This is a genomic window from Jatrophihabitans telluris, from assembly GCF_023516435.1.
Classification (GTDB): Bacteria; Actinomycetota; Actinomycetes; order Mycobacteriales; family Jatrophihabitantaceae; genus Jatrophihabitans_A; species Jatrophihabitans_A telluris.
Genome location: NZ_CP097332.1, coordinates 209632 through 222300, shown reverse-complemented (window position 1 = coordinate 222300; position 12669 = coordinate 209632). Strand labels below are relative to the sequence as shown.

At 69.9% G+C, this 12669-nt stretch carries 8 protein-coding genes; 6 read left to right on the top strand and 2 right to left on the bottom strand.

Features of this window, described 5'->3' with window-relative positions:
• Window position 1 precedes the first annotated feature (1 nt).
• From M6D93_RS01025 to M6D93_RS01015, 3 genes are all read left to right on the top strand, one after another.
• Window positions 2-877 (top strand): Fpg/Nei family DNA glycosylase, encoded by an 876-nt coding sequence (locus tag M6D93_RS01025; protein WP_249772257.1) that lies wholly within the window; start codon window positions 2-4, stop codon window positions 875-877.
• Window positions 878-1055: 178 nt separating this feature from the next.
• Entirely contained in the window at window positions 1056-1979 is a 924-nt protein-coding gene (locus tag M6D93_RS01020; protein ID WP_430667253.1) for a glycerophosphodiester phosphodiesterase family protein, read from the top strand.
• Between the two features lie 222 nt (window positions 1980-2201).
• Window positions 2202-2672, top strand: a complete 471-nt coding sequence (locus tag M6D93_RS01015; protein WP_249772253.1) for an ATP-binding protein — start codon at window positions 2202-2204, stop codon at window positions 2670-2672.
• Window positions 2673-2737: 65 nt separating this feature from the next.
• Here the strand turns inward: M6D93_RS01015 and M6D93_RS01010 are convergent, their stop codons facing one another.
• Entirely contained in the window at window positions 2738-7594 is a 4857-nt protein-coding gene (locus M6D93_RS01010) for an NAD-glutamate dehydrogenase (protein ID WP_249772251.1), read from the bottom strand.
• A gap of 100 nt (window positions 7595-7694) precedes the next feature.
• Here M6D93_RS01010 and M6D93_RS01005 point away from each other — a divergent pair, with 100 nt between their 5' ends.
• The 3 genes from M6D93_RS01005 (at window position 7695) to M6D93_RS00995 (ending at window position 10857) form a co-directional block, all read left to right on the top strand.
• Window positions 7695-8585 carry a pentapeptide repeat-containing protein gene (locus M6D93_RS01005; protein ID WP_249772249.1) on the top strand — a complete coding sequence of 297 codons (891 nt, stop codon included), beginning with the start codon at window positions 7695-7697 and terminating at the stop codon, window positions 8583-8585.
• Window positions 8586-8684: 99 nt separating this feature from the next.
• On the top strand, window positions 8685-9320 hold the full coding sequence (locus M6D93_RS01000; protein WP_249772247.1) for a DUF1684 domain-containing protein: 636 nt from the start codon (window positions 8685-8687) through the stop codon (window positions 9318-9320).
• Between the two features lie 91 nt (window positions 9321-9411).
• A complete protein-coding gene (locus tag M6D93_RS00995; protein ID WP_249772245.1) occupies window positions 9412-10857 on the top strand; it encodes an NAD-dependent malic enzyme in 1446 nt (481 codons plus the stop codon).
• 38 nt (window positions 10858-10895) lie between these two features.
• Here M6D93_RS00995 and M6D93_RS00990 read toward each other — a convergent pair whose 3' ends face one another.
• Window positions 10896-12668: a metallophosphoesterase family protein gene (locus M6D93_RS00990; RefSeq protein WP_249772243.1), complete on the bottom strand. Its 1773-nt coding sequence runs from the start codon at window positions 12666-12668 to the stop codon at window positions 10896-10898.
• Window position 12669 lies beyond the last annotated feature (1 nt).

The following is a 12669-nucleotide window of genomic DNA, read 5'->3' as shown; positions in this document are numbered from 1 at the left end:
CATGCCCGAGTTGCCCGAGGTCGAGGCGCTGGCCGCCTTCCTGCGAGACAACGCGGCAGGTCGCGTCGTCGTCCGTGCCGATGTCGCCGCGTTCAGCGCCGTCAAGACCTTCGATCCGCCGCTCAACGCGATCAACGGCCTGACCGTCACCGGTGCCGGTCGCTACGGCAAGTTTCTCGATCTGGAGATCGACGGCCTGCATCTGGTAACCCATCTGTCCCGGGCCGGGTGGCTGCACTGGCGCGAGTCGCTGCCACCGATCCCCCCGAAGCCCGGCCGCGGTCCGATCGCGCTGCGCCTGCACCTCGCGCCGGCCGATCTCGGCGACGGCCCGGCCGGTGGCTTCGACCTCACGGAGGCGGGCACTCAGAAACGGCTGGCCGTCTACCTGGTTCGCGACCCCCTGGAAGTGCCGGGAATCGCCCGGCTGGGCCCGGACGCGCTGGCCGTCTCCCTGGAGGACTTCGCCGTCCTGCTCAAGGGCGAACGCGCACAGATCAAGGGCGTACTCACCAGCCAGTCGATCCTGGCCGGCATCGGCAACGCCTACTCCGACGAGATCCTGCACGCGGCCAAGTTATCGCCGTTCGCCATCGCCGCGCGGCTGAGCGAGGACCAGACCAGCAGCCTTTACGACGCGATGCGGTCGGTCTTGACCACGGCCGTCGAACGGTCTGTGGGCCAGAAGGCCGCCACCCTGAAATCGGAGAAGCGCAGTGGCCTGGCGGTGCACGCCCGCACCGGTCTGCCGTGCCCCGTGTGCGGTGACACGGTTCGCGAGGTGTCCTTCGCCGACAAGTCCCTGCAGTACTGCCCGACCTGCCAGACCGGCGGCAAGAGCCTGGCCGACCGCCGCCTGTCGCGGCTGGTGAAATAGCTCCCCCGAACCGACGGCAGGGCGCCGCGCGTCACTCAGGCGCGCACGGCACACTGATGCCGTGACTGAAGCAGTTCCGGCCATCACGCGTGACGAGAGCCCGTGCGCCGGGCGGCCCCCGGTGGTTCGGTAACCGGTGTCCCCAGCGTCGCCGAAGAACGCGCCCAAGCCCTCCGTCCTGACCAGACACCGCAAGCGCGATCCCCTGCCGCCCAATGCCAAGCCCCTGATCATCGCGCACCGCGGAGCCTCCAGCACCGTCGCCGAGCACACCCTGCCGGCGTACCTGGACGCCATCGAGCAGGGCGCCGACGGCCTGGAGTGCGACGTCCGCCTGACCCGCGACGGTCATCTGGTGTGCGTCCACGATCGGACCGTCAACCGGACCTCCAACGGATCCGGGGTCGTCAGCGAACTCGACCTGGCCGGTCTGCGCGAGCTGGACTTCGCCTCGTGGAAGGACGTTCAGGACGAGCGTGCCCGACGAGGCCTTCCGCGTCTGACCGCCCCCGACCTGGCCGGAGCCGGCGCGGTCCCCGAGCAGCACGCCGCATCGGACTACCTGGAGGGCGTGGCCCCGGATCGGCTGGATGTCGACGGCAACCGGGTGCTGACCCTGGAGCTGCTGCTGAGTGTGGTCGTGGATGCCGGCCGACCCCTCCGCCTGCTCATCGAGACCAAGCACCCCACTCGCTACGGCGGCATGGTGGAGAAGGAACTCGTGCGCATGCTGCACCGCTTCGGCTGGCAGAACGGTGGTCGTCCGGGACGTGCACGGGTACGCGTGATGAGTTTCGCCCCACTCGCGCTGCGCCGGATCCGGTTGCTGGACCCCGGGCTGAAAACGGTGCTGCTGCTGGATCGGTCCTCCCCGATCCGGCGCGACGGTTCGCTGCCCAGCGGGGTGCGGATCGCCGGGCCCGGGGTGCGGTTGCTCCACGGTGATCCCGGCTACGTCGAGCGCGCCCATGCCCAGGGGAACCGGGTGTTCTGCTGGACGGTCGACGAGCCCGCCGACGTGAGCCTGGTGGCCGGCCTGGGCGTGGACGCAATCATCACCAACCGACCCACCGACGTACGGGCGCAGCTCGGGCGGGACTGACCCTGCGAGCGAGGAGTTGTTCGAGTACTTCGCGCGCGGTCGTACCAAGGAGATCGCCGGTTTTGGCGGCGTTTAGTGCGCAAATCAGGTCGGGATAAAGGGTTTACTGCCATCGGCGCACGGGTAGAACTTCCCATGGTGCTACGAACTGGTCGAGTCGGACAGACGAACCGGCCAGGCGCAGCGGATGGGTCAGGCGACCAGATCGGGCCGCCCGAACGGATGGATCAGGCAGTCGTGGAGGAGGGTGAGCACGTGCCGACATTGTGGGTACGACACGCGACGCCCAGCGCCGGCCTGGCCCGACGCAGCATCTCCGAAGCGCTCCGCGTCGCCGGCGCCGATGAGGCCGACTGCCTGGACGCCGCGCTGATCGCCAGCGAACTCGTCGGCAACGCGGTCCGGCACGCGCCCCCACTGCCCTCGGGTCATCTCAGCGTGGAATGGGTCCTGACCACCGACACGTACACCATCGCCGTGACCGACGGCGGCGCCATTCACGAACTGACCGTGTCCGACGCCAGCGTCTGGGACACCTCCGGCCGGGGACTGGCCATCGTCGCCGCCGTCACCGAGGACTGGGGCGTGCGCAATGACGACGGCCGGACGACGGTGTGGGCCCGGGGCCGACTCAGCACGCCGGTGACCCCTCCGGCCAGCTCCCCGCCGAGCGCGCTGTACGCGACCGGCTGAGCGCGCTGTACGCGACCGGCTGAGCGCGCTGTACGCGACCGGCTGAGCCGCCGCCGAGGCCGTCGTCAGGACGTCGGCAGGCTGCGCATGACCCGCAACGCCACCGACAGGGTGGCCAGGTCGACCGGATCACGGGACAAGGCTTCGGCGAATGTGGCGCGCGCCCGTTCCACCCGCTCGGGATTGCGAGCCGCCCAGGCCTCGATCCGTTCCCCAGCGGGCATCGTCGCATCCGTCGCACGAAGCACGGACGTGGTGATCGCGGCAAGGGCGGCGTAGACGTCATGGCGCATGGCCGCCCGGGCCAGGGCCGACCACCGGTCATCGCGCGGCAGGCTGGTCACCGCGTAGAGGATGTCGTCCACCGAAAGGCGCTCGGACAGCGCGAAGTGCAGATCGGCCACTTCGGCCGGCGGGCGGTTCTCAGCGACGCTGATCTCCACGACGTCCAGCAGCAGGAACGAGGTCAGCAGGCAGGAGATCCGCATCGCCAGCGAGCGCGGCAGACCGTGCCCGACCAGGCGCTCGACCTCGGAGTACAGGTTGTCGCGTTCCCGTCCCCGCAACAAGTCCGGCACCCTCGGCGACAGGTCCGCCACGGTGGGCCCGAACCGCTCGATCTCCCCGGCGGCGTCGCTGATCGGGAAGCGGACATCCACCAGCCACCGCACGGCCCGGTCGATCGTCCGGCGGACCTCCCGGTAACCGATGTGCTGAGCGGTGGTGGGGACCTGGTTGTCCAGCGCCTCGATCTCGGCCCAGATCTCCGACAGGGAGAACACCTCGCGGACGACGGTGTACGCCCGGGTGACCTGCGCCGGATCGACGCCGGTCTCCTCCATGGCCCGGAAGACGAAGGTCGATCCACCCCGGTTGACCAGATCGTTGACCACGCAGGTGGTGATGATCTCTCGCTGCAACGGGTGCTCGGACAGGTTGGCCCGGAAACGCTCGGCCACGGGGTGGGGGAAGTAGTCACTCAAGGCACGCTGGAACCACGGCTCGTCCGGCAGGCTGGACTCGCGAATCTGCTCGCTCAGCACGATCTTGACGTAGGCGGCCAGCACGGCGAGCTCCGGAGAGCTCAGGCCCTCGCGAGCGGCCTCCCGCGCGGCAAGCTCCTTGTCCGAGGGCAGGAACTCGATCGTGCGGTCGAGCTCGCCCGCCTTCTCCAGCTCGCGGATGAGCCGCCGGTGCACCGAGACCAACGCGCGCGCGCCATGCCTGGCCACGCCGAGCAGGACGTTCTGGCCGTAGTTGTCGGCCAGCACCAGGCGCGCGACCTCGTCGGTCTGCTGGCCGAGCAGTTGGTTGCGTTCTTCGGTGTTGATGACACCGGCCTGCACCTCGCGATCCAGCAGGATCTTGATGTTCACCTCGTGATCGGAGGTGTCCACCCCGGCCGAATTGTCGATGGCGTCGGTGTTGATCCGGCCACCTGCGCGAGCGAACTCAACCCGTCCCCGCTGGGTGAATCCCAGGTTGCCGCCTTCGCCGACGACTCGGCAGCGCAGCTGTGCTCCGTCCGCGCGCAGCGGGTCGTTGGCCTTGTCACCGGCGTCGAGATGGGTCTCGGTGGAGGCTTTGACGTAGGTGCCGATCCCGCCGTTCCACAGCAGGTCGACCGGTGCCCGCAGGATTGCGTTGATCAGCACCGCCGGCGGCAGCTTGGCCGTACCCTCGGGCAGGCCGAGGGCCGCCGCGACCTGCGCCGAGACGGGAATCGCCTTCAGAGAACGGGGAAAGACCCCTCCGCCCTCGGAGAGCAGTGAGGCGTCGTAGTCGGCCCACGACGAGCGCGGCAGAGCGAACATGCGAGCCCGTTCCGCGAAGGAGCGGGCCGCGTCGGGGTCGGGATCGAGGAAGATGTGCCGGTGATCGAACGCGGCCAGCAGTCGGATCCTGTCCGACAACAGCATGCCGTTGCCGAAGACGTCGCCGGACATGTCGCCGACTCCGACCACGGTGAAGTCCTGCGTCTGAGTGTCCAGGCCCAGCTCGCGGAAGTGGTACTTGACCGACTCCCAGGCCCCCTTGGCGGTGATGCCCATCGCCTTGTGGTCATAGCCCACCGAGCCGCCGGAGGCGAAGGCGTCCCCGAGCCAGAATCCCCTTTCCACGGCGATGGCATTGGCGATGTCGGAGAAGGTCGCGGTGCCCTTGTCGGCGGCGACGACCAGGTAGGGATCGTCGCCGTCGTAGCGAACCGTCGACGGCGGTGCGACCACCGTGCGCGAGCCGTCCGGGCTCGTCCGGTAATTGTCGGTCAGCTCCAGCAGCGAGGTGATGAACAGGCGATAGCAGGCGATTCCCTCGGCCAGCCAGGCGTCGCGATCGGCGGCCGGGTCCGGCAGCCGCTTGGCGACGAAGCCGCCCTTCGAACCCACCGGCACAATGACGGTGTTCTTGACCATCTGCGCCTTGACCAGCCCCAGAACCTCGGTCCGGAAATCCTCGCGGCGGTCAGACCAGCGCAGGCCGCCGCGGGCGACAGCCCCGAAACGTAGGTGCACGCCCTCGACCCGCGGCGAGTAGACCCAGATCTCGAAACGGGGCCGCGGCTCGGGCAGGTCGGGTACCTCGCGTGAATCCAGTTTCACCGCGAACGCCTCCGGGCGGCTCACCGAGGCGGAGACGGCAGCGCCGGCGCCGGCCGTCGGACCCGGCTCGGCCGCGTCGTCGGAGTAGGTGCGGTAGAAGTTCGTCCGCAGCGTCGCCGCCACCAGGCCCAGGAACGAACGCAGGATGCGGTCCTGGTCGAGGCTGGCCACCCCGGCCAAGGCCTCGTCGATCCGCTGGCGGACCTCGGCTTGCGCATCCTCGGACGGTTGGCGGGCCGGGTCGAAGCGGGTTTCGAAGTAGTCGACCAGCAAACGGGCAATGGTGGGGTTCTGGCTCAACGCCAGCTCGATGTAACCCTGGCTGAACGTGCTGCCGGCCTGACGGAGGTACTTGGCGTAGGCCCTGAGCACAACGGTCTGTTGCCAGGTCAGACCGGCGCGGACGACGAGCGCGTTGAACCCGTCCTGCTCGATCCCGCCGGCCCACAGCACCCGAAGGGTGTCGATGACCGCGGCCGAGCGCTGCTGGGAGAAGTCGACGCCCTCACCGATGCGCAGGCCGAAGTCGTAGATCCAGGAGGCCGTGCCGTCGGCAGGCTCCAGCTCGTAGGGGCGCTCGTCGAGAACCTCGATGCCCATCAGCTCCAGCATCGGCAGGGTGCGTCCCAGCGATAGCGGCAGCCCGGTTCGGAAGACCTTCAAGCGCCGGTCGGCCGCGTCGTCGGTCGGTGGGGTGTACAGCTCGAAGGCGAGCCCGTCGTGGTCGGGCAGGGACTCCAGCCGGCGCAGGTCCGACACGGCCACCGAGGCGGGGAAGTCCTCCTTGTACGCCTCCGGGAAGGCATTGCTGTACTTGCGCAGCATCCGGTCGGCTTCCTGCTCGCCAACCCCCACGGTGAGCAGATCGGCCAGGTCGTCGCTCCACCGCCGAGTCACCTGAGCGACTGTGGCCTCCACCTTGGACCGCTCGGGGTTCGGGACTTCTTCCCCGGGCCGCAGCGCGATCAGGAAGTGCATGCGGGCCAGGCCCAGCTCGACGATCCGGTCGTCGCGGGCGATGATCCGGCCCGGCCAGTTGAGCAGGATCACGTCCCGGACGCGGCGGCGCGTCTCCGGTCCGAGCCGGTCGGCCGGGAAATAGACGAGCACCGAGACGAAGTCGCGGTTGAGGTGGGTACGCGCGAAGACGCCGATGCCTCCGCGATCGGCACGATCGACGACCAGCGTGGCCAGCCGTAGCAGGTCCGGGCTGGTGGCCTCGAGCAGTTCGTCCCGCGGCAAGGTCCGCAGCGCGGCCAGCAATTGCCGTCCGGTGTGACTGTCGGCCCGGGCACCGGAACGCTGCAGGACCTCGGCGATCCGGCGGCGCAGCACCGGGACCCGGCCTACGGTGCCGTCCGTCTCATCGGTGATCAGGCCGAGGAAGACGTGGATCTTCTCGCCGCTTCCGTTCTCACCGGGCGCGATGACGGTCACGCAGTCGTAGCGCGCCGACCGGCGCACGGTCGAGACCATCGGCGACTTGAAGATCACCAGCGGCGCACCGGAACGGTAGGCCGGCAGCAGCTCCAGCGGTGAGATCGACGCCTCGCCCCGCAGCACTCCCCGGGGGGTGCCCGCCTCGGCGTCGCCGCGGCGGACCGGCGAAGCCAGCTCGTTCGCGCTGTAGGCGGCGTGCCCGAGGATCATGAAGTTGCCGTCGGCCAGCCAGCGCAGCAGGGCGGCGGCCTCGGCCGAGGTGTCCCGGTCGAACTGGCCCGGGTGGGCGGACAATTCGTCGGCGAGGTCACGGATCAGCCGGTACAACTCCGGTGCGTCAGCGACGGCGTGGTGGACGTCGACCAGCACGCGGCGCAGATCGGCAGCCACCGAGGCGCGTTCGTCGGCCGGGATGACCGGAGTCTCGATATGCATCCACGATTCCGTCGCGGCGCCCGCGGGCACCTCGGCGGTGTCCTCGAGGTTGAGCACCTGGCAGAGGTCGCCGTCGGCGTTGCGCCGCACCACGATCTGGGGATGCAGCAGGTACACCACCGGATGTCCCGTGCGACCGAGTTCGGCTCCCGTCGAGTCCACCAGGTACGGCGCGTCCGCGGTCACGATGTCGATCGCCGACGTGCCGCCGTCGACGTCCCGGACCGAGATCAGAATCTGGTCGCCGGCACGTCGGCGGCCGAGTTCGAAGTGCTGCTTGGCGATATCGGCCAGCACGCTCTGTTGCCGGCCGGGCAGCTGGGACGGGGCATGGGCCAGGTAGCGCTGCAGAAACACAGCGTCGTCGGCCTCGATCGGCGCGCGGTCGGCCTGGACCTGCGCGGCGGCGTCGGAGCCCTGATCAGGGGCAGCCGAAAGCTCGGTCATACGTCGTCACCTCGTTGTGACGGGCGCCCGGGCGGCGCCCTGTACGTGCTGGTCCTATCGAACCACAACCACCTCGACGTCGATGAGGCACGATCGTGTCGTGGCAATCGCAGTTCCCGCGCCGGACGGATCCGCTGGCTCGCCGCCGCCGCAGGACACAGCCCCTGTCGGCCCGGCTGCACGCTTCGAGTCGGACTGTGGCCAGTGCACGGGCCTGTGCTGCGTCGGGCTGGCGTTCTCCGCCTCCGTGGACTTCGCCTTCGACAAGCCCGCCGGAGTGGCGTGTGTGAACCTCGCCCGTGACGATCGCTGCCGGATTCATGCGAGCCTGACCCAGGAGGGCTTCCGCGGGTGCACGGTTTTCGAATGCCTCGGCGCCGGCCCGCAGATCTCCCGTCACACGTTCGCCGGTCGCAGCTGGCGAACCTCGCCGGAGACGGCCGGGCAGATGTTTGCGGCCTTCTCGCTGATGCGTCAGCTCCAGGAACTGCTGTGGTACCTGACGCAGGCGGCGGCGTTCCCGGACGGAGCCCTGGCGCAGCGGCCCGAACTGGCCGCCGTGACCGCGCGGGTCGAGGCCCTGATCGGCGCTCCTGCCGATGCGTTGCTGGCCCTCGACGGCGCCGCGATCCACCGCGAGGTGTACGAGGTGCTGCTCCGCGTGAGCCGCTCGGTGCGGGCCGGACTTGCAGCTGATCGCCGGTATCGGGCTCGAGCCGATCTGGCCGGCGCCGTTCTGGCCGGCGCGGACCTGCGCGGCGCGGACCTGCGCGGCGCGGACCTGCGCGGGGCACTGCTCATCGGCGCCGACCTGACCGGGGCCGACCTCGACCGGGCGGACGTGATCGGAGCAGATCTGCGCGGCGCCGACGTCCGGGGAGCCAGGTTGGCGGGCGCGCTGTTCGTGACCCCGATGCAGCTCGGCGGGTGCACCGGCGACGACCGGACCACCATCCCGCCCAACCTGCGACGTCCCGGTCACTGGTGCTGAGCGCCCCTCCCGCTGCTCACACATCAGCGGCTCCGCCTTCTCCGATTCGTAAGCCCGGCGACCGGCCATGATGTCGGCGCAGTGCGGTTGGATCGAGAGGTGACCGATTCTCAGACTTACTCGCTGCAGGTGGCGGACTGGCGCCGACGGACTCATGCGCTCTACGCCGGCGTGCGGGCCACCGCCGCCGCCGACGGACCCGCGGCGGCCCACGCCGAGTGGGTGACGGGACGCACCGAGCTGTTCGAGCGGCACCCGGCAAGCCCGCGGACCGGCGCCCAGCGCCTGATCCACGCGGACTACGACCCGGCATGGCGGTTCCAGCTGCCGGTCCTCGAAGCGGACGAGCAGCGCCTGGACGTCCCCACCGGTAGTGACGGCGTGGTGCCCTTCGATCGGATCGGGCGGGTGCACCTTCCGGTGGGCGAGTCCGACGGTCTGGACGTGTGGTGGCTCGGCTCCTACGGTGGCGGCGTGTTCATCCCGTTCCGGGATGCCACCGCCGGGTCCACGACCTACGGCGCGGGCCGCTATCTCATCGACACGGTCAAGGGCGCCGATCTCGGCCGGTCCGCCGATGGTGCCGAGTGGGTCCTCGACTTCAACTTCGCCTACCACCCCTCCTGCGTTTACGACTACCGCTGGGCGTGCCCGCTGGCGCCCGCCGGCAACCGGGTGAGCGCGGCGATCGAGGTCGGCGAACTGCTTCCCGAGGGCTACGGGCACCAAGGCTGAGCAAGGCCTCGACGTGCATTCGGGGCCAACGAGACCGAGTTCACCCGTCCTCGCGACCCAGCCACCCTCGCCGTGCGGAATCATGTCCGGCATGGCCATGCCCGATTCCGCTCGTCCTCGACCGACCCCGACGTCGGCCTCCTACTCGATCACCGTCCGCATCTACGCGGTACCGGACGCTTCGGTCGTCGGTCGGCTCGCCACGGCGGTGACCGAAGCCGGCGGGATGGTGACGGCCATCGACGTGTCGGAATCCCGGCACGACCGGATCACGATCGACGTCACCTGCTCGGCGGGCAACGGCGAGCATTCGGAGGAGATCGTCGCCGCGCTCCGCGCCCTGGAGGGCATCGAGGTCCACCGGGTGTCGGACCGGACGTTCCTGCTCCACCTCGGTGGCAAGATCTCGGTCGAGTCCAAGGTCCCGCTGCGAACTCGTGACGATCTGTCGATGGCGTACACGCCCGGCGTCGGTCGGGTCTCGCTGGCGCTGGCTGCCCATCCCGAGGACGTCTCGAAGCTGACGATCAAGGGCAACTCCGTCGCCGTGGTCACCGACGGATCGGCCGTGCTGGGCCTCGGCAACATCGGCCCCGGCGCGGCGCTGCCGGTCATGGAGGGCAAGGCCGCGCTGTTCAAGCGCTTCGCCGACATCGACGCCTGGCCGATCTGCCTGGACACCCAGGACGTCGACGAGATCGTGCAGACGGTCAAGCACATCGCCCCGGGGTTCGGCGGCATCAACCTGGAAGACATCTCCGCGCCGCGTTGCTTCGAGGTGGAGGCGCGGCTGCGGGCCGAACTCGACATCCCCGTCTTCCACGACGACCAGCACGGCACGGCCATCGTGGTGCTGGCGGCGCTGACGAACGCATTGCGCTGCGTCCGCAAGGGCCTGGCCTCGATCCGGGTGGTGGTCTCGGGCGGCGGCGCCGCGGGGACCGCGATCGTCGACCTGCTGCTCGCGGCCGGCGTCCGGCACGTGCTCGTCTGGGACAAGGAAGGCATCCTTTCGCCCACGGACACCGCCCTGTCGGTGGCCAAGGCCGAACTGGCCCGCAAGACCAACCCCGAAGGCGTGACCGGGGACCTGCACGACGCCCTGTGCGGCGCGGACGTCTTCATCGGGGTGTCTGCCCCGCGCGTGCTTCCCGCGGAGTGGATCGGTGACATGGCCGAGGATCCCGTGGTCTTCGCGCTGGCCAACCCCGATCCCGAGACCGACGTCGACGAGGCCCGCAAGTACGCCACGATCCTGGCCACGGGCCGGTCGGACTACCCGAACCAGATCAACAACGTGCTCGCATTTCCCGGCGTCTTCCGGGGCCTGCTCGATTCGCAGGCCAGCGAGGTCACCACGGCGATGTTGTTGCGGGCCGCGTCGGCCTTGGCGCACTGCGTCTCGGACGAACAGCTGAATCCGGCCTACATCGTCCCGTCCGTCTTCGACCCGTCGGTGCCCAAGGCCGTCGCCGCCGCGGTCCGGGAGGCGGCCCAGCCCCCATCGCGCGTCATGGGCGATCGAGGCATGGAATAGCTCCGCGGCGGCGGCCGATCCCGACGCGGTAATCCGGTCTAGGGCTGGAACGGGTCCGGAATCGCCAGCAGCACGTTGCGGTCCAGCGGGGTTCCGACCCGCCGGTGTCGCCGCAGATCAGCCGCAGGATCCTGCCAGTCGTTGGCGGCCAGTTCGCGGGAGAGTCCCGCCAGCGCGGTCAGCGTGTCCACCCCACCGGACCACGGGACTTCACCCGCGTGGTCGATCATCGTGCAGGCGAGCGTCAGTTCGCCGGCACCGTCGTCGAGCAGTTCGACGACTCGTCCCTGCTGGGGATAGTCGATCAGTGACGGGGCGGTCACCTCCCACCACGGGCCCCCGGCCCCAGCGGCGGGGTGCGGCGTCACAGCGCTGACGTGGGTATGACCGTTGAGCCACAACACCACGCAGGCGTGGCGGGCCAGCTCGGCCGACAGTTCGGCCGACAGCACCCGGGGTCCATCCGTGCCGGGCGTGCCGGGCGAGCCGTCCGAGCCGGGCGAGCCGGGCGAGCCGTCCGTGCCGTCCTCGAGTCCCGCGCCGGCAAGGGCCGCGGCCTGCTCGGCGGCGGTGCGGGCATTGGTGAGCCGATGCAAGGGATGGTGCGAGGCCAGCACGACCAGACGGCGATCGGCGTCCGCCTCGTCCAGTTCACCGGCCAGCCAGGACAGCTGGGCCGGGTCGATCGAACCTTCCCAGCCACCGTTCTCGTTGACGGTGTCCAGGGCCAGGATGCTGACCCGGCCGCGATCGTGGCGGTAGTAGGCCAGACCGGACTCGCGGGCCGAGGAGGGGAATCCGTGGCCGGAGGGGTGCGCGGACAGCCCGAAGTGCGCCGCGATGAACTCCGCACGCGTGATGGGAGCCCGTCCCGGATCCGGGGTGGCCGGCCGCGACCGCAGTGAGGACCACAGGGCCAGCGCCGGCAGTTCGCAGCGGTCCATGTCCAGGCAGAATTGGCCGATCGCGTCGGTGCTCCAGTGCTCGGGGACGCCGATCGCCTTGGTCTGGGAAAACGCCGCAGTCGCGAACGGGCCGACCGCTGGGATGGTTCCCTGCACCATCTGGTCGTGGTTGCCGTGCACCGCCAGCCAGGGAATCGTCAAGCCCTCGGCGTCGAAGGGCATTCGCAGTGCGTCGAGCAGGCCGGGTGCCGCCGGGAACCCGTGCAGCCGACGAGGACGGTCCAGCGCCGCGTTTCCGGCCGCCGCGGCGATCGGGTCAGGGTGCCAGAAGTACTCGTCCCAGTAGGGAAGATCGGCCGCGCCCACACCTTCGTAGCGGGTGGGATCTCCCGAGTCGGGCAGAATCGGTCCGCCTTCCAGGACCGACAGATACCACGACAGTTCATTGGCTTGCGCGTTGTCGGTGACATCGCCCGTGGTCAGAGCGAGGTCGATGGGGGCGCCGGATACCGGTGCGCGGTCCAGCCCGTTCACCGCACGAACCATGGCCTCGGCCACCTGCACGGTGAGGCAGTCCTGGGCCCGGTACGTACCGACGGCGTCGATGAGCGGCTTCAACGGTGAGTCCGGATCGGCCCAGCGGTCGAGAAACTCCGCCCGGGCCGGTGATTGAGAATCGCACAGGTGCAGGTCGGACAGGTGCGCCACCGTCAGTAACGGCTCACCGACAGAGTCGCCGGTTCCGGCGCCGGTTCCCCTGCCGGTTCCCGTGCGTGCGCGCCCGCCTGGACCTGGCATGAGTTCACGCCGCGGAGTGTGGCTCTCCCCTGCCTCGGCGGCGAGGGTCCAATAACCCTGGGGCGATCGGTCGCCACCCGTGATCGACGTGGTCGCAGTGCTGGTCACG

Excerpts from the sequence above, each read along its gene's own strand:
- M6D93_RS01025 (WP_249772257.1), top strand. The coding sequence starts at position 2 with ATGCCCGAGTTGCCCGAGGTCGAGGCGCTGGCCGCCTTCCTGCGAGAC.
- M6D93_RS01015 (WP_249772253.1), top strand. The coding sequence starts at position 2,202 with ATGGATCAGGCAGTCGTGGAGGAGGGTGAGCACGTGCCGACATTGTGG.
- M6D93_RS01010 (WP_249772251.1), bottom strand. The coding sequence starts at position 7,594 with ATGACCGAGCTTTCGGCTGCCCCTGATCAGGGCTCCGACGCCGCCGCG.
- M6D93_RS00995 (WP_249772245.1), top strand. The coding sequence starts at position 9,412 with ATGGCCATGCCCGATTCCGCTCGTCCTCGACCGACCCCGACGTCGGCC.